Source organism: Nocardia cyriacigeorgica, assembly GCF_010868145.1.
GTDB lineage: Bacteria > Actinomycetota > Actinomycetes > Mycobacteriales > Mycobacteriaceae > Nocardia > Nocardia cyriacigeorgica_D.
This window is the reverse complement of sequence record NZ_JAAGUY010000004.1, coordinates 37,393-54,376: the sequence shown is the minus strand read 5'-3', so window position 1 is coordinate 54,376 and position 16,984 is coordinate 37,393. Positions and strand designations below refer to the sequence as shown.

Annotated in this window: 19 protein-coding genes; 8 read left to right on the top strand and 11 right to left on the bottom strand. The window is 65.8% G+C overall.

Annotated features, from left to right (window positions below):
* Nucleotides 1-15: 15 nt before the first annotated feature.
* The 3 genes from GV792_RS08195 (at nt 16) to GV792_RS08185 (ending at nt 2,458) form a co-directional block, all read left to right on the top strand.
* The gene (locus GV792_RS08195; RefSeq protein ID WP_309138568.1) at nt 16-828 is read left to right on the top strand and encodes an alpha/beta fold hydrolase; all 813 of its coding nucleotides are present in this window, start codon (nt 16-18) and stop codon (nt 826-828) included.
* 484 nt (nt 829-1,312) lie between these two features.
* On the top strand, nt 1,313-2,044 hold the full coding sequence (locus tag GV792_RS08190; RefSeq protein WP_163823354.1) for a DUF6745 domain-containing protein: 732 nt from the start codon (nt 1,313-1,315) through the stop codon (nt 2,042-2,044).
* 9 nt (nt 2,045-2,053) lie between these two features.
* The gene (locus GV792_RS08185; RefSeq protein WP_163823352.1) at nt 2,054-2,458 is read left to right on the top strand and encodes a hypothetical protein; all 405 of its coding nucleotides are present in this window, start codon (nt 2,054-2,056) and stop codon (nt 2,456-2,458) included.
* 124 nt (nt 2,459-2,582) lie between these two features.
* On the opposite strand, the gene GV792_RS08180 is transcribed toward GV792_RS08185, so the two are convergent.
* The 9 genes from GV792_RS08180 to GV792_RS08140 form a co-directional block, all read right to left on the bottom strand.
* Entirely contained in the window at nt 2,583-3,572 is a 990-nt protein-coding gene (locus tag GV792_RS08180) for an AurF N-oxygenase family protein (protein ID WP_163823350.1), read from the bottom strand.
* A gap of 154 nt (nt 3,573-3,726) precedes the next feature.
* Nucleotides 3,727-4,572, bottom strand: a complete 846-nt coding sequence (locus GV792_RS08175) for a polyphosphate kinase 2 family protein (RefSeq protein WP_163823348.1) — start codon at nt 4,570-4,572, stop codon at nt 3,727-3,729.
* 30 nt (nt 4,573-4,602) lie between these two features.
* A complete protein-coding gene (locus GV792_RS08170) occupies nt 4,603-5,334 on the bottom strand; it encodes an ESX secretion-associated protein EspG (protein ID WP_163823346.1) in 732 nt (243 codons plus the stop codon).
* Nucleotides 5,331-5,930, bottom strand: a complete 600-nt coding sequence (locus GV792_RS08165; RefSeq protein ID WP_163823344.1) for a hypothetical protein — start codon at nt 5,928-5,930, stop codon at nt 5,331-5,333. The genes GV792_RS08170 and GV792_RS08165 overlap by 4 nt, the downstream gene beginning before the upstream one ends.
* A gap of 27 nt (nt 5,931-5,957) precedes the next feature.
* The gene (locus GV792_RS08160; RefSeq protein ID WP_163823342.1) at nt 5,958-6,347 is read right to left on the bottom strand and encodes a hypothetical protein; all 390 of its coding nucleotides are present in this window, start codon (nt 6,345-6,347) and stop codon (nt 5,958-5,960) included.
* A 261-nt stretch (nt 6,348-6,608) separates the two neighbouring features.
* Nucleotides 6,609-7,241, bottom strand: coding sequence for a class I SAM-dependent methyltransferase (locus tag GV792_RS08155; RefSeq protein WP_163823340.1), 633 nt, complete (start codon nt 7,239-7,241; stop codon nt 6,609-6,611).
* A 48-nt stretch (nt 7,242-7,289) separates the two neighbouring features.
* A complete protein-coding gene (locus GV792_RS08150; protein ID WP_163823338.1) occupies nt 7,290-8,540 on the bottom strand; it encodes a saccharopine dehydrogenase family protein in 1,251 nt (416 codons plus the stop codon).
* Between the two features lie 8 nt (nt 8,541-8,548).
* Nucleotides 8,549-9,961 carry an ABC1 kinase family protein gene (locus GV792_RS08145; RefSeq protein WP_163823336.1) on the bottom strand — a complete coding sequence of 471 codons (1,413 nt, stop codon included), beginning with the start codon at nt 9,959-9,961 and terminating at the stop codon, nt 8,549-8,551.
* A gap of 139 nt (nt 9,962-10,100) precedes the next feature.
* Nucleotides 10,101-10,811 carry a TetR/AcrR family transcriptional regulator gene (locus GV792_RS08140; protein WP_163823334.1) on the bottom strand — a complete coding sequence of 237 codons (711 nt, stop codon included), beginning with the start codon at nt 10,809-10,811 and terminating at the stop codon, nt 10,101-10,103.
* Between the two features lie 252 nt (nt 10,812-11,063).
* Between GV792_RS08140 and GV792_RS08135 the strand changes: the two genes are divergently transcribed.
* The 5 genes from GV792_RS08135 (at nt 11,064) to GV792_RS08115 (ending at nt 15,418) form a co-directional block, all read left to right on the top strand.
* Nucleotides 11,064-12,413 carry a DUF445 domain-containing protein gene (locus GV792_RS08135; protein ID WP_175583066.1) on the top strand — a complete coding sequence of 450 codons (1,350 nt, stop codon included), beginning with the start codon at nt 11,064-11,066 and terminating at the stop codon, nt 12,411-12,413.
* A gap of 104 nt (nt 12,414-12,517) precedes the next feature.
* Nucleotides 12,518-13,018: a helix-turn-helix domain-containing protein gene (locus GV792_RS08130; RefSeq protein ID WP_163823332.1), complete on the top strand. Its 501-nt coding sequence runs from the start codon at nt 12,518-12,520 to the stop codon at nt 13,016-13,018.
* The gene (locus tag GV792_RS08125) at nt 13,015-13,695 is read left to right on the top strand and encodes a heparin-binding hemagglutinin (RefSeq protein WP_163823330.1); all 681 of its coding nucleotides are present in this window, start codon (nt 13,015-13,017) and stop codon (nt 13,693-13,695) included. Before GV792_RS08130 ends, GV792_RS08125 begins: the two co-directional genes overlap by 4 nt.
* 145 nt (nt 13,696-13,840) lie before the next feature.
* On the top strand, nt 13,841-14,137 hold the full coding sequence (locus GV792_RS08120) for a DUF2516 family protein (protein ID WP_104360649.1): 297 nt from the start codon (nt 13,841-13,843) through the stop codon (nt 14,135-14,137).
* A gap of 240 nt (nt 14,138-14,377) precedes the next feature.
* A complete protein-coding gene (locus GV792_RS08115) occupies nt 14,378-15,418 on the top strand; it encodes an alpha/beta fold hydrolase (protein ID WP_163823328.1) in 1,041 nt (346 codons plus the stop codon).
* 52 nt (nt 15,419-15,470) lie between these two features.
* Here the strand turns inward: GV792_RS08115 and purU are convergent, their stop codons facing one another.
* Nucleotides 15,471-16,361 (bottom strand): formyltetrahydrofolate deformylase, encoded by an 891-nt coding sequence (gene purU / locus GV792_RS08110; protein ID WP_163823325.1) that lies wholly within the window; start codon nt 16,359-16,361, stop codon nt 15,471-15,473.
* A gap of 60 nt (nt 16,362-16,421) precedes the next feature.
* The gene (locus GV792_RS08105) at nt 16,422-16,943 is read right to left on the bottom strand and encodes a GNAT family N-acetyltransferase (protein ID WP_163823323.1); all 522 of its coding nucleotides are present in this window, start codon (nt 16,941-16,943) and stop codon (nt 16,422-16,424) included.
* Between the last annotated feature and the right edge of the window lie 41 nt (nt 16,944-16,984).

The window sequence follows — 16,984 nt, the reverse complement described above, 5'->3', positions numbered from 1 at the left end:
AAGGAGACAAACATGATCAACACCATGCGGATCAACGGCGTCGAGATCGCCTTCGACGACCAGGGCTATGCGCCGCAGACCCCGGCGATCGTCCTGCTGAACGGGTGGGCGCACGACCTTCGCGCGTGGAATCCGCTGCTGCCATTCCTACGTGCGAAGCATCGCGTCATTCGAGTATGCTGGCGCAGCCACGGACCGGATCGAACACCCGTCGCGGATTTCGGTGTAGCCGAACAAGTTTCCGACACCATCGCTCTGCTCGACGCGCTCGAGGTCGAGTCGTTCGTGCCGCTGTCACACGCCCATGGCGGCTGGGTGAGTTTGGATATGGCCGACCAACTCGGCATCGAAAGAGTTCCCGCCGTCTTGCTACTCGACCTCATCATGACCCCGCCACCGCCAAAATTCGCCGCCGGTGTGGCGGCGTTGCAGAACCCCGCCACCTGGAAGGCCGCCCGCGACGAACTGCTGCGCTCATGGCTCGACGGCAGCACCAACGAGACAGTGCTCAACCATGTTCGCTTCGAAGCCGGCGGCCACGGCTACGACATGTGGGCGCGTTCTGGGCGCGAGGTGGAAAAGGCTTATCAGACCTGGGGTTCACCGATGGGCCGAATGGAACGGATGAAGGAGCCACGCCCGATCCGACACGTCTTCTCCCATCCGAGTTCGCCCGAATACGACGCACTGCACGCCGAATTCGCCGACCGCAACCCATGGTTCAGCTACACGCGCCTCAACGGGGAAACCCATTTCCCGGGGCTGGAACTACCGGAGCACGTGGCTTCGGAGCTGTTCGACCTGATCGGCTCGGCTCGCGTCGGCTGAATCCCGCGCCGCCCGACCGGCGCAGAACCGGCGCACCTCGCGGCGCGTCGGCTCCCACCGACGCCGTGCAGCGCACCCGAGTTCCTACTCGGGCGCGGTGGACGTGGTTGCTGATTCCCGGTAGATCTGTCACGCTGATTCCCATGATCGTTGGAAAGGACGACACCACCGTCATCCGGTGAGTGGTCTCGGGCAGCGGGAAGCTGCGGAAACCCGTCGAAAATGGCTCGGTCGGATGCTGTGCACCGAACCAGCCGAACGTTCGGTCGCCCAAGCGGCCATTTCTGAAATCTATGAGTTGGTGGGGCTGAGTCCGCCGCGATTCCGGTGGGCCTCGTCGCCGTTCATCGCTCTGACTACCGGAGATCCGGGATCGGTGGTCAGCGGATCGGTGAACAAGATTCCTCCGCTGAAACATCCGGTCGCCCGGAAACTTTCGTCGATACATGTCGATGCTTCGCTCGATATGGGCAGGTCCTGCCGGGTGTACGAGCCCCAGGTGTCCTGGCTGTTGGCGCGCTCATGGAGCGCGGTCACGCAAAGGATCCTCGGTGCGGCAGACGACCGTCGATTCCAGTCGCGGTATCGGATGGAGAGCTGCTGGGGTTCGGCATGGGCCGATTGCTCGCCTGCTCGGCACGGCGATTCGGCACGGCTGTGGGAATTGTGGGCCACCGTGGCGGACTCGTGCGGGCCGTGGTGGCCCGATGATGGAGTGTGCGTCGTCTCCGAACGGCCGCAACTACTGGCGACCGAACTGGTGGATGAGACTGTTGACGAGGTACGGCTGCACTGTGCCGACGGCCCTGCGGTTCGCTACGCGGATGGCTGGGAACTGTACTTCTGGCACGGCACTCAGGTGCCCGCCTGGGTGATCACCGATCCCACCGCCGAGGCCATCGACCGAGAAACCAATGTCGAGGTCAGACGGTGCGCTATCGAAAAACTAGGCTGGCCCGCATATCTCGAAGAAGCGGGGACGCAGCTGATGGCGACCGCTCCCGATCCCGGAAATCACGGCTTCGAGCTGATGCTCTACGAGGCTCCGCGCAATCAGCGGGTCCTGGTCGCGGTGAACGGTTCCATCGAACGCGATGGCACGCGCCGCCGGTACGGCCTGACCGTCCCCGGCTATTTCACCGACCCCGTCGACGCCGCGGCCTGGACCTATGGCCTGACCGGCGCGCAGTACTCCCAACTCCTCCACCGCACCTGAGGTGACGATATGACCGAATCCCTTGTCCTCGAACAACTCGACCAGTCCGTGCGCAGCCCCGTCATCGACGGTATCCACGCCCAAGGCGATCTGATCGTCATTCCGCTGTCCATGCTCGACTCGGTCGAGCCGCGTTCCGACGCGAGCTGGCGTCAGGTCCCGCCGGACGGAATCGAGGTGCTGCGCGGCGCCGCGGGCGGTAACCCGCATGTGCTCGTCGCCGAACCCGGTACCTGCCGCTGGACCGGAGAGGTCTTCGACCCCACCGGCCTGGCGCTCGGCATATTCTCCGCGAATGCCGTCGCCTATCTCATGCACCCCGAGCACGGTGCGACCGGGAGTTCGGCGGGGACGTATGTGATCCGGCGGCAGCGTGAGCATTCCCATTCCCGCACCCGGCTCGTCGCCGACTGAACGTGGCGTCCCACCGCTGTTTCGTTGGCGGTGGGACGTCCTCGCGAATCTGGAAATCGGCGCATCGGGCCGTTGACCGGCCCGTCGTGATCGACGGGCGCCGAAGCTCGGTCAGAGCCGAAGCTCAGGCAGCCGCGCGACGCGCCGGCTCGCTGCGGTAACGCGACGCGTGCCCGTCGATTCCGAGCACCTTCCACACCAGTTTCGACACCGGGTTGATCAACCCGCTCTGTTCGGCCAGCGCGCGAACATCGGCGAAGATATCGCGCAGGGCGGAGCTGGATTCCTCACTGCGCCAGTACATGTCCTTGATGACCGACTGCGGGATATCGAACTTCTCGATGAATTCCTTCGGAGGAGTCGCGATCATCTCGCACATGATGCGCATCGCTGCGGGGAACAGCAGCGATAGCGCGAATCGGGTGGCGGGGTGCATCTTCGGTACGTTGCGGCGCAGGTACTCGTGCGCGAACGAGATATGGCGCGCTTCTTCGGCCACGTGGATCTGCATGACCCGCTGCACCATCGGATGCATCTCGTCGCCACCACGCAGGATCGACTTCTGCAGGTGGTCGATGGGCTCCTCGCCGCCGAGCACCATGGTGAAGAAGAATTCCGGGAAGTACTTCACCGCGGGCCAGATGACCATTGTCAGCTTGCGGTCGATCGACCCCATGCCGATGACGTCCTCGCCGATACGGTTGATCATCTCCTGGAACATGAGCGTGTGGTTGCACTCTTCGGCCGCCTCATGGGTGATGAAGCGGAACTCCGGATCACCGTTGGGCAGCGACACCACGTACTGCATGAGCCCACGAATCAACAGCTGTTCGAAGTCGAGCCCGACCTTCGCGATCCCGGCCTGGCGCCACATCCCCATGGCGATCTGTTTCTCGACGGGCAGCGCCTTGTACCAGGGGTGGCGGCCCAGCGGATCCGCCTCGGGGAGAACCCAGCGCCGATCGTTCTTGTCGACCCCGAAGTCGGGGGAGTCCCAGTCGATATCCACATAGGGGTCGAAGTGCCGGTTGACCGACCCCTCGGACAGTCCCTGTAGGACCTCGCGGTACGCCTGTTCTGCGGATTCCGGCTTCGATACAGCGGACAGCGTCATCGGTGTCTCCCTTGTTCCAGCTTCCGGGCAAATTACCTGGGACCCGAAGTCTCAGTAAATGGTAGACGCTCGTCCCACTTCCATACAAGTATGTATGGATCTGTCGTGTTGTTCGGCGCTGGGAAACAGTCGAGCAGCCTGCTGCTCCGTGTGATCAAGCCTTGTCGAGGCGGGCCAACTGCTCCTCGACGTCGAAATCGGCAGGTGGCCAGTCCAAGTCGAGGCTTTGCAGGGCATCGATGAGCAGTTCGGTCACGGCGAGGCGGGAATACCATTTGTGGTCGGCGGGCAGGACGTGCCAGGGGGCGTTCTCGGTGGAGGTGCGGTCGAGCATGGCCTGATAGGCATCGTGATAGGCGGGCCAGAAGGCACGCTCGGAGATATCGGCGGGATTGAACTTCCAATACTTGTCCGGGCGTTCGAGGCGTTGGCGCAGCCGCTTCTTCTGTTCTTCGAGGGAGACGAACATCGCGACCTTCACCAAGGTGATGCCCTCGTCGGTGAGTTCGCGCTCGAAGGCATTGATCTCGTCGTAGCGCTCACCCCAGACCGTGGCGGGAACGAGATTGTGTACCCGCACTACCAGGACGTCCTCATAGTGCGAGCGGTCGAACACGCCGATCTGCCCACCGCGTGGCAGCGCCTTGCGGATGCGCCACAGGTAATGGTGGCGCTTCTCCTCCTCGGTCGGCACACCGAAGGCGGCGTGGTCGACACCCTGCGGATCCACCGAACCGATCACATGACGGACGATGCCGCCCTTGCCCGCGGTATCCATACCCTGCAACACCAGCAGCACGCTGCGCGAATCGCCGGATCGGCCATTGGCGTACAGCTTTTCCTGCAGATCCGACAGCACCGTGCCGCGCTCGGCGAGCAGCGCCTCACCGAGTTTTTTATCGCCGTCGAAACCGGGGCGGGCCGAGGTGTCCAGATCGGCGATGCGCAGGCCGTCTGCCTTCAGTGCCTGCCGTGCTGGAACCGACCAGTGCTTCACCATCCGTCAGACCTACCACATCCGTGGCTGCGATCAGCGGATCTGCGCCAGTCGGAGCAGCTGGCAGGCGAAATCGGCATCGGTGACCGGGGTGAGGGTCAGCTCGTCGGCTGTGGTGAGCAGATAGCGGCCGTCGCCGGTGACATCGAGCCAGGTCCGATGGCGGGTGGGCGGCGACATCGGATTGTCCGGCTCGACCGTGACGGTGATGAAGCCGCGGCCGTCGACCGGTTTGCGTAGCGCACGGCGGAAACGGGCGGCGCCGCGCTCACCATTGGCGGAGAGGGTCTGGCCGTTGCCCGAGTGGTCGGTGGCGCCGAGTACGGCATCCTGCGGTTCGCGCAGAGTGCCGGACCGGCCCGGTCGCGCCGGTCCGATCACCTCGACCAGGTGCTCACCGAGACCACGTGCGTGACACATCAGCACCGACACGTTGCTCGGTGCGGCCACCAGGATGGCAGCGTGCTGATGCACCACGGCGGCGAAGGCCAGGATCCGTTCGGGGCAGCCTTCGTCGGTGGAGGCGGTGCGCTCACCGGACACGGTGATGGTGGTGGCGTCGGCGCGGGCGCACAACATGAGCGCGGCAGCCAGATCGGGATCGGCCTGTCTGGCGAACCGCTGCGGTAATCGCAGGTCCAGGTATTCGGTCTCGGTGCGCGCGGTGGCGCCGGCCGCCATATTGACCGGGTAAGGCCGTCGATCGAGATCGGTTTCGTTCTGCCAGACGTAGCTGAATTCGTCCGGGGTGAGTACCCATTTCACAGTGGCAGGCCCCCGCCGCCGGTGGGGTCGGTGCGGGTGACCGCGAAGCGGGGTACCCGATCTCCTGACGCGGGGATGGCGGGGGAGTACACGTGTGTCATGAGGTCCTGGACGTCGGCGGTGACGGCCGCCGCCGCGATGTCGTGATCCATTCGTCGTTGTCCGCCGTGGATCGCTTCGGCGGCCGGATCATCGAGCGGACAATACGGCTGCGGCGGCGGAATCGCAGCTCGAACCGTCTGTGCCGCATCGCGATCGAGCTCCAGTAGCGCGGCGACCGCGGCACAGACCTCGTGCGTGTCGGTGCCCGCGTGGACGAACTCGCCGGTGGCCCGCGCCGCGGCGTCGGCGGTGTGACCCGACCATCGTGCGAATTCGCGATTGGTGGCATCGCCGAAGACGCGGAACGCTTCGCCCAGCGCGACGGCATTCGCCCGCCACACGGCCGCAGCCCGGTCGAGTAGGGCCGGGTCCATCACCTCGTGCACGCGATCCCAGATCTCCTGATGGGTGTACCCGATGAAGTGTTCGCGCTCCGGTGCGTAGGCGGGGTCGGTGTCACCGGGGAGGCCTTCGGGTTCGGCGTGATCTGCCATGGGGCGCTCCTCACTCGATGCCCGGCGTCATCGCGGCGCCAGATGTGCGGCGACGAGGTCGATCGCGGCCTTGTTGGCGGCGTCGGCGTCGACGAACTTCTTGCCCGCCGCCAGATAGGCCGCTTTGTAGAGCAGCGCGGTCTCCTGCAGCGCGGTCAGCGTGTCCAGGTACTCGCGGCCCTTGGTGCCGAATCCCCTGGCGAGCCCATGGCCGGTCGGCAGATCGGGGAAGCCGGAGACCTCGGTGATCAGGTGTGATTCGGCTCTGGCTCGTTGCAGATCGTCGACAAGGACGTCGCAGGCCGCGGCCAGATTCGATGCCACGTCCTCCGCGAGTTCGAACGCCGCCGCACCTCCGTCGACCGCCGCGATATACAACTGCCGAGCCCGGCTCTGCCCCGTTTCCGGTACCGCCACCTGGGCTCCCCCTTCCGCTCGGTCCATCACGTCCCCACCGGTTCGATTCGGACTCTACCGGTCCGAAATGCCTTGCGGCTGCCCGTTCGTGGGCCGGTATCGAGGCCCGGCTGTGATGTCGCGCACGATAGCGGCGGCTACTGTCTCCGATGGTTGCCGCGCGCTGCGGTGCGCGAACGAGCAGCCGCCGGGCCGGACGGCCTCCCTGGCTGATCGAAGCGCGGACGTTCCAGGGCTCTGGCCGATTCAGCGCACCGGACGTCAGGTTGGACGCGTCGCCGATACGTACTGCAACAACCGGTGGACCTCCTGATCGATCTCGATCAACCCGTGCTCGGCGAACAGCGCGGGAAAGGTATCGGTGTCGAACACCCGTAAGCCCGACCAGCCGCCGACGATCCGCGTCGCCTGCCCGAACGCCGAATCACCGCGATGGCTCGTGGTGATCGCGATCCGCCCACCCGGCGCCAACACCCGAATCATCTCCCGCGCCGCAGCCAGCGGATCCGGGATCAGATACAGCGCACCGAAACAGCACACCGCATCGAAGGAGCCGTCCGCGAACGGCAGAAACCGTGCATCGCCACGCAGATAACCCACGCGTTGGCCCGAATTATCGGCCACGGCCCTGGCCAGCATCGGCGGCGAGAAATCCACACCAACCGCATAACCGTCACCGGGCAACTGTTCGCTCAGATAGCGAGTGAAATTGCCGGGCCCGCACGCGATATCGAGTACCCGGTGCGCGCTCGGCAACCGCAGCGATTCGGCCGCGAAACGACGATCCGAATCGGTCGTACGACCACTGGCGAGGTAGAACAACGCAGGCCGCCACGCCCGCTCGTACACCGCGGCCAGGGCCGGATTGTTCATGGTGCGCCGAGCGAGATTCATCGTGCCGACTCCGTTGTCCGCAGTAGATCCGTCATCAGTGATCTACATTCAGACCCGGTCCACCGCGATGGTCATCCCGGCTGCGCGCAAACGCTCGGTGAGCGCGTCACCCATCGCCGCGGCGGGAGTGAGCACGCCAGCCAGTTCCGGCAGCTTCGCGCCGTCGAACGCCAGGCACAGGCCGCTCTCACCGAGCAGCACCGCCGTCGCCTGATACCCCGGATCTCCCTGAGCGGCAAAGGTCGCGACGTACTTCGCACCCGAGGTCGTGTGCGCATAGGTCTTCATGGTGAACCAGCCGCTGGTCCGTGCCTGCTCGCTCGGTCCGGTCCCCGGCTTGGGCAACACCCGATCCAGCAGCTTGCGGCCCGCACTCACCCGCGACAGCAGCGCACCCGCCGCCATGGTGGCCATGATCCCACCGGACATACCGGCCGCGACCAGCGGTGCGGCCGCGGACTTGCCCGCGCTCATCACTTCGCGGTAGCGGAAGTTCTTGCCGTACACCCAACCGAGCAGACCATTGGAGCGGCGCACGATCTTGGTGTTGTGCATCGCCATGACGAACGTGCCGACCCAACCGTCCAGGCTCGGGTCGATGGCGCTGGCACGCTGCAAGGCCTGATCGGACTGCCTGCCGACATCGGGATCCATCGACTTGTCCGGGCTGAGCGAATACGGGTGGCTGAGCACGGACTGCTTGGACGGATCGGCGGCCACCGCTTCCATCATCGCGCGCCCGGAATCGATGGTTCCGCCGCTGACCCCGCCCTTCAACGAGGCGATCAGGGTGGTGTCGGTGAGCTCGCCGGTGTTGTCCTCGACCGAACGCCGGTACAGCTGATACACGCTCAGATCCGACGGAATCGAGTCGTAGCCACAGGAATTGACGATTTTTGCGCCGGTGCGTGCGGCCTCGTCGCCGGACCGGTCGATCGCCTCCCGGATGAACAGCGGCTCACCGGTGAGATCGGCATAGTGGGTACCTGCCTTGGCGCAGGCCGCGACCAACGGCAGACCGTAACGCAAGTACGGACCCACCGTCGTCACCACGACGGTGGTGCGGGCGGCGAGTGCGTCAAGGGCCGGCTGATCGGCCGCGTCCGCGACCACCAGCTCCCAGCCCGCGGCCGCGGGACCGAGCTCATCGCGCACCAGGGACAGTTTGTCCACCGAGCGCCCGGCCAACGCGATCTTCGCGCCTGCGGGCGCCGCATCCAGCAAGTACTGCGCGGTGAGCTTTCCGACGAAGCCCGTCGCACCGAAGAGAATCAGATCGAATTCGCGGTTGTCCGCCATGGGTGCCCTCACGCTTTGTTGTGTCGAGTCTTACCGGACTTGTCGCCGCCGGTGCGCACGGCCAGCCAACGCTGATGTTCCTTGCCGAGTTCGGTCACCGGAGGCTCGTCATACAGCCATTCACGGGATATGCGATGCCAATTCGCCGTCGCTTCGAGCTGGCCGAGCATCCCGAAGGTGAGGAAGTCCGCGCGCCGCGAGAACAGATGCTCGGGCGGAAGATTCTGCTGCTTCATCCCGGTGAACTCACTGGCCCTCGGGTCGACGGCGAGCAGGAACGCGCCACTGGCCAGCTCCGGGGTGATGGTGAGATCTTCGTCGATCAGACACCATTCCGAGGCGGCGAGCACGTATTCGAGGCATTCGTCCGGCCCGATCTCGTCGGGGGAGTCGATCACGCCGCGCTGGATCATCAACTGCCGCAGGTCTTCGGCCCGATCCTCAGCGGCCGCCCGCAGACAGGCCGCTTCGAACCGGACGTGCTCGGGGTCCATCCGGTTGAACAGGCCGAAGTCGAGAAATCCGACCCGACCGTCGGTGGTGAGCATGACATTGCCCGGATGCGGATCGCCGCAGAACTCGTTGAACACGAACAGTGAACCGACATAGAAGCGGTAGATGATCTCGCCGATCCGGTCCCGGTCGGCCCGCGGCATTTCCTTGACCTCGTCGAAGCCGCTGCCTTCCAGATACTCGCTGACCAGCACCCGCCGCGTGCTCAACTCCAGCACCGGCTGGGGCACCACGATGAACGGATGTCCGGCGTAGAGCTCGGAGATCTGGCGCTGGGTCTCGGCCTCGGCGTGATAGTCGAGTTCGGCCTCCATATTGAGCCGCAACTCGTCGAGCACAGCTGGCGTCACCCACGGCATGGCCGATTGCAGCACCCGGCGAAACATCGCGAGGTTCTTCAGATCCGCGCGGACCGCGATATCGATGCCCGGATACTGCACTTTCACCGCGACCTTGCGTCCGTCGTGCAGCCGTCCGCGGTAGACCTGACCGATCGAGGCCGCCGCCACCGGTTCGGACTCGAATTCGGCGAATACCTTATCGAGCGGGCGGCCGAAATCCTCCTCGATCACCGCACGCATGGCCTCGAACGACACCGTCGGCGCGGCATTGCGCAGCACTGCCAGGCGTTTCTGAAAGCGTTCGCGATGATCGGGCGGCACCAGATCCATATCGAGCACCGACATCATCTGGCCCAGCTTCATGGCCACGCCCTTCATAGTGCCGAGCACCATGACCACCTGTTCGGTGGTGCGGATCATCGACTCTTCGGCCATCTTCGCGCGCACCGCTTCCGAGCGTCCGCGCATGGACAGTCGCGCGCGCTGGGTGCGCAGCATGGATCCGGCTGCGACCGCGCCGAGTTTCGTCCCGCGAGTGAGCCGGGATGTCGGCACTTGCTTCGCCATCGAGGTACCTCCGTTGGTGCCGACGCGCGAACGGAGACGCAACCCCTCTGCAGCGCCCCGCTAGGGGTTCAGACTAACCAAACGCGCGACGATGTCGAGTCCCGCGGCACATCGGGAACGCGTCGGCGCGGGTACTGGCTCAGACGGTGCCTTCGGTGTTTTCCGCAGCGGCCTCGGTGGTGGCTGCCTGCTCCGGCAGCACATGCGACATCGCATTGAACTTGGTGCGGGAACCGCCGGCGCGCGCCATGCCCTCGATGGCGCTCCAGGCCATCATCGACAGGTAGTCGATGACAGCCTCACGCGACATGGTCTTGTCGGTGGTCCACCAGTGCGTCGCCAGCTGGATTCCGCCGACGAGCACATACGACCACAGCATCGCGCCCTCGGTTTCGAGGTCGAGATCTGCGGCCCTGCTGATGATGGCGGCCGCGACGACCTCGGCGAACAGCTTCTCGAACTCGGCCAGCGAGGACTGGTCGGCCGAGCCGTTGCCCATGATGAATCGATAGACCTCTGGGTCCTCGTCGACCGCGCCGACATATTCGCCGAGTGCGGTGCGGACCAGCTGGTACTCGTCGGCGTCGAGGCTGATCGCGCCGTAGACGCGGGGCATCAGGGTGATCTCGATGTACCGCTGCATGGTGGCGTGGACCAGATCGTTCTTATCCGCGAAATAGCGGTACAGCACGGTCTTGGAGACGCCGATCTCGGCGGCGATCTCATCCATACCCGCGCTGCTGCCGCGGGCGCGCACCGCGGCGAGAGTGCCGTCGACCAGCTCCTCGCGGCGGTCGATCTTGTGCTGTCGCCACCGGCGTTTGCGGCCATCGGTATGGCCGGTGCGCACCGCCGCCGGTCGCTCGGCGCGCTCGCCGACGTCGACAAGGTCTTCGGTGGACAGGGTGGGCTCCCTCGTTCGTTACGGATCCGTGGGTCCAGCTTAGGTCCCATTACTCCCCGGCAGGCCGGTTTGGGGGTGCCGATCACCGCATTCGGGGGGTCGATGCGAGCTAAGTCACGCCCGCAGGCTGCCGCTCGCGACCCTCCACTTGGTCACGGCAGCGGTCCGGAACCGGAAAACGCCAGCAGAATGGAGGACATGCAGAACGCTCCCGGCGATACCGCGGTCATCGGTGACCGCCGCTCCGACGCCGCCGATGCGCAGGCGAAGATGCCGAGCAGCTTCGCGTCCTTCACCGACGACGCGAGCAAACGGCGCGACCTGTGGAAGATGAAGTCGCTGGCCACCGGCCTGCTCGCAGTGGCAACCGCGATCTACCTCGGCTGCCGCTGGCTCGAGTCGCGTGGCGGTGGCGGTGACTGGGTCGGCTATGTACGGGCCGCCTCCGAGGCGGGCATGGTCGGCGCACTGGCCGACTGGTTCGCGGTGACGGCGCTGTTCCGGCATCCGCTCGGCCTGCCCATCCCGCATACGGCCATCATCAAACGGAAGAAGGATCAGCTCGGCGCCAGCCTCGGCAGCTTCGTCGGCACCAACTTCCTCTCTCCCGAGGTGGTGACCGCGAAGGTCAATTCGGCGCAGGTGTCCTGGCGGGTCGGACGGTGGATGGCCGATCCGGGCAATGCCGCGCGGGTGGCGCAGGAGAGTTCGACGATCCTGCGTGCGGTGGTCGGGGTGCTGCGCGATGAGGACGTCGAGCAGGTCATCGACAACACGATCGTCAAGCGGATCGCCGAACCGCAGTGGGGTCCGCCGATCGGGCGGGTGCTCGCGGAACTGCTGGCCGACAACCGTCAGTTGCCGCTGCTGGATCTGCTCGCCGAGCGCGCGCACCAATGGGCGCTCGGCAGCCAGGAGACGATCGACCGGGTGGTGTTGCGCGACGCGCCGCAGTGGGCGCCGAAGTTCGTCAACATCTTGCTGTCGGAGAAGATCTATCGGGAACTGGTCGAATTCACCTGGAAGGTGCGCTCGACACCGGATCACGAGGTCAGGCTCGCGGCCAATCGCTTCCTCGAGCAGTTCGCCGACGATCTGCAGCACGACGAGGCGATGGTCGCCAAGGCCGAGCGGATCAAGTCCCAGATCATGGGCCGCGAGGAGATCACCGGGATGGCGGAGGCCACCTGGCGCGCGGCCAAACGGCTGATCCTGGAGTCGGCCGATGATCCCAACAGCACATTGCGGCGCAAGGTTGCCGAGAACGTCCAGGCGCTCGGCGAGCAACTGCGCGATGATGAGCAGACCCGCGCCAAGGTCGACGGATGGATCGAGCGCGGTGCGCGGTATCTGGCGGCCAACTATGCGGACGAGATCGCCACCATCGTCAGCGATACCGTTGCCAGGTGGGATGCGGAAGAGGCGAGTAAGAAAATCGAGTTGCAGGTCGGTCGCGATCTGCAGTTCATCCGGATCAACGGCACGGTGGTTGGATCGCTTGCCGGGCTTGCGATCTACACGATTTCGCATCTGATGTTCGGCGGCTGAGACAGATACGCCGGACGTTTGCCCGAAGGGTGCTAACACAAGTGCTTGCAATAGTTAGCACCCTGTCCTAGCATTGGTTACGTACTACCGCCAGAAGGTGAGTGATGGCAGACCAGCCCGAGGTTTCCGCCCAGCACGCCGAGGAGCCGGACGATGGTTCCGGACTCGGGGAAAGGGCGGGCCGCGTAACCAACGCGGCGCACGACATCGGAGGTTTCATCAGGTCGCAACGTGAGGCCGCTCAGGTCTCGCTGCGGCAGCTCGCGCAGCTGGCGGGGGTGAGTAACCCGTATCTCAGTCAGATCGAGCGCGGATTGCGTAACCCGTCCGCCGAGGTCCTCGCGCAGATCGCGAAGGCGCTACGAGTGTCCTCGGAGGTGCTGTACGTCCGGGCCGGCTATCTCGAGCAACGGCCGCACAGCCCGGTCCGGGATGCCCTGCTTGCCGACACATCGATCAGTGAACGGCAGAAGCAGGTCTTGCTGGAGATCTATGAATCGTTTCGCCGGGAAAACGGAGGGAACGAATCAGGGGGGGATGACTGGGACAGCGCCGTTCCGCATATTACGACCGACACTCCGCCACGCCAGGAGAACGAAACATGACCGACAACGCCACCACCAAGCCGCTCTACGCCACCGTCGGTGCGGGTGACGCCGTCTACACCGCCGTCCTCGATGCCGTGACCCAGGTGCGCGAGCGCGCTCAGTCCGCCGATGTGACCGGCCGGGTCGACGAGGCCCGCGAGCGCATCGCCAACCTGCCTGCCGACGTGCAGGGCCAGTTCGATTCGCTGCGCGAGCGGCTGTCGGGCCTGCCGTCCGAGCTGCCAGAGGACCTCGCAGAGCTGCGCGAGAAGTTCACCTCCGATGAGCTGCGCAAACTGGCCGAGCAGTACTACCGCCAGGTCGTCGACCTGTACTCCGACCTCGCAACGCGCGGTGAGGAGACCGTGGACCGGCTGCGCGCCAACCACCTGGTCGAGGAGCAGGTCGGGCGGGTCGAGTCGCTGTACAAGGATGCCGCCGAGCGGGCCGAGGACGTGCTCGGCCGGGTCAACGACCTGATCGGTCGTTCGGCCGATGCCATCGAGGACGAGGCCGACGCTGCCGCCGAGGCTGTTGTCGACGCCGAGGTCGTCGAGGTCACCACCGAGTCCGCTCCTGCCCCGGCCGCCAAGAAGGCGCCGGCCAAGAAGGCTCCGGCCAAGACCGCGGCTGCCAAGGCCACCACCCCGGCGAAGAAGGCCCCGGCGCGCAAGACTGCTGCCAAGAAGGCTTGATCCGCATGCCGGACGCCCGCTGAGGGCGGACCGGGCTTGCTTTCCGGCGACCCCGTACACCACTGGTGTGCGGGGTCGCTGCCTTTTCAGTGCCGACCGCGGCGGGATCCGGCTGAGCGGCGGCCGTTGCTCCTATCATGGTGGAGTGGAAATTGCGCAGGGTGTTACCGGCCTGATCGTGCTCGTGCTGTGGCTGCTGGCTTTCGGCGCGACCATATTCGCGCTGATCCATGCCCTACGTCAGCGCCCTGACGCGTTTACGGCGGTAGACAAGCTGACCAAGCCGATCTGGCTCGCCATCCTCGGTGTAGCGGTGCTACTTCTGCTGCTGTCGTTTGCCGGGCTCGGCTTGTTCGCGTTCATCGCCATCATCGCGACCGGTATCTACCTCGCCGATGTGCGTCCGAAGGTGGACGAGATCCAGCGCGGTCCCCGCTGGTAAGCGGACCTCCGCCGTCGCGGCGGCCATGCGCGGTCCGTACCTCCCCATTCGCTGCGGCCAGGCACGGTCTGCGGGCGGGCTCTTCCGGCAGTGCCCATTCGAGATCCGGCCGGGTCGAAGAGAATTTCGGCGCCGTCCCCGCTGGTGAACGACTGTTCTCCCGATTTTCCTCGGTGCTAGCACTAGCTAGCGCGCGCTCCATTGGTTACTGTATCTCGCAGTAACACAAAGGAGTGTCCAATGCGTGCAATGTTGCCGAATGCGTTGGCGAGCGTCTCGACCCAGCTTCGGGGCCTGCTGGATGTGCACCGTGCGAACCTGCGGTCGCGCACCTATGACAACGCCGCGCTGAATCCGCCGACCGTCCCGCACGACGTCATCCCGGTGACGGCTTCGGACGGTGCTCGGCTGCGCGTGCACGCGTATGGACCTGCCGACGGCGACGTCATCGTGCTCGTGCACGGGTGGACCTGCGCCATCGAGTACTGGTACCCGCAGATCAACGCCTTTGCCGGTGACTACCGCGTGGTCGCCTACGACCAGCGCGGGCACGGGGAGAGCGAGCTCGGGTCCAGCCCCCTCGACTGCAATCTGCTCGCCGACGACCTGTGCGCGGTGCTCGATGCCGCTCTGCGTCCGGGGCAGCGCGCGGTGCTCGTCGGGCACAGCCTCGGCGGTATGACGCTGCAAGCATGGGCGGGTAAGCACCCCGATCGCGTCACCGCACAGGCCGAGGCCGTGCTGCTCACCAACACCGGCCCACATTCGCTGGTCGCCGAGACCACCGTGGTGCCGCCGTTCAACAAGCCGCTGTCCTGGCTGGGCGGCCGCACCATCCCGCTGCCGTTCTGGTTCGGCCGCCTCGGTCTCGGTACCCCCGTCCTCTTCCCGCCGATCGCCCCGGTCCGCTGGGTCTTCGCCCGCCAGATCATGAGTCTTGCGGCGCCGCGCGAACTGGTCGATTTCAGCATGGCAGTCGTGCGCTCATGCCCGGCCTCGGTCCGCGCGAAGTTCGGTTTCCTGCTCGCCGATATGCACCTCGCCGATTCCGCCCGCAACCTGGTCGTTCCGACCACTCTGCTGGCCGGCGAATTCGACGATATGACCCCGGTGGTGCACTCCGACCAGCTCGCCGACATCCTCGCCGAAACAGGCAGCCTGGTCCGCTACCAGGTCCTGCCGACCGGTCACCTCGGCAACGTCGAGGCCCATGAGCGGTTCAACGAGGAACTCGCGCGCGTCCTCGACGCGGTGCATCAGCCGGTCGAAGCCGTCGGCTGATTCAAGCCCGTCGTCAGACCGCGCACGGCAGAAGCGATGGCGGGACGTTCTCCTAGTTGAACACCACGGTCCTGCGGCCGTGCACCAGCACCCGGCCCTCCAGATGCCAGCGCAGCCCGCGCGCGAGCACGACCCGCTCGATATCGCGGCCCTGACGCACCATGTCGCGAACCTCGTCGGCGTGATCTATGCGGATCACGTCCTGTTCGATGATGGGGCCCGCATCCAGTTCCGGCGTCACGTAGTGGCAGGTGGCGCCGATGAGCTTGACCCCGCGCACGAACGCCTGGTGGTAGGGGCGCGCGCCGACGAACGACGGCAGGAAGCTGTGGTGGATGTTGATCGCCCGGCCGGCCCAGTGCTCGCAGAGTTCCGGGGGCAGTACCTGCATGAAGCGTGCCAGGACCACCGCATGCGGATCGTGTGCGTCGACCAGGGTGCGGACCTGTTCGAAGGCTGGACCGCGTTCGGCCGGATTCTTCGGGAACGGCACGTGATGGAACTTCACCCCGTGTGCCTCGGTGATCTCGGCCAGATCGAGGTGGTTGCCGATGACGGCTTCGATGGTGGCCGGTAGCTCACCGGAGGCCGCCCGGCCGAGCAGATCGTGCAGGCAGTGCCCGTCCTTGCTGACCAGAAGCACCGCCCGCCGCCGCGCCCCCGAATCGTGCAACTGCCAGTCGGTCTCGGAGCCGAGGCTCGCGGCCACAGCGGCGAAGCGGGTGCGTAGCTCGCCGAGGTCGAACGGCACCGTCGAGGCCTTGATCGCCTGACGGGTGAAGAACCAGCCGGTCTCCACATCGGAGTGATAGCCGGCCTCCATGATCGACCCACCGAAACCTGCGATGAACGAGGTGATCTCGGCGATGATGCCCGGGCGGTCCGGGCAGCCGAGGGTCAGCACATAGCGACGTTCGTCGGAGACGGAGGGTGCAGCACTCATGCGCCCATCCTCGCAGGTGAGAAAGTCTCACCCGCACCGAGTGCGCCACCTCATCGGTAATCAGCTGTAGAACGGTTCCGCGTAGTGGAACTCGCCGAGGATCTGCGCGTCGTACGCGGTGAGTGCGCGGACCTGGAAGTGGCTCGCCCAGCTCGGCTCGTCGGGCGCGATGCCGACGCGGGTGCCGGGGACGAAGCCGAAGCGCGGGTAGTAGTCGAGATGGCCGACCAGGCCGATGAGCGGCTCGTCCAGTGCGTCGGCGGCGCCGATCACGGCGTGCATGAGCGCCGCGCCGACACCATCGCCCTGATGGTCGCCGAGCACTCCGATCGGGCCGAGGGCGAGCACCGGGAAAGGACCGACGGCCGCGCGGGTCAGGCAGACGTGTCCGATGACGGCATCGTGCTCCACCGCGACCATCGACAGCGTCGGTATCCAGCCGGCATCGCTGCGCAGGCGCTCGACGAGATCGACTTCGGGGGGTTCTTCGGCGTCTCGGCCGGAGTACTGCGGGCCGAAGGCGCTGCGGTGGACTGCGGCGATGGCGTCGGTGTCGCCGGCGCGTTCGCGTCGGATCAGCACGGTTGTCCTCTCTTCGCGACCAGTAGAAGTGTGCGTGAACT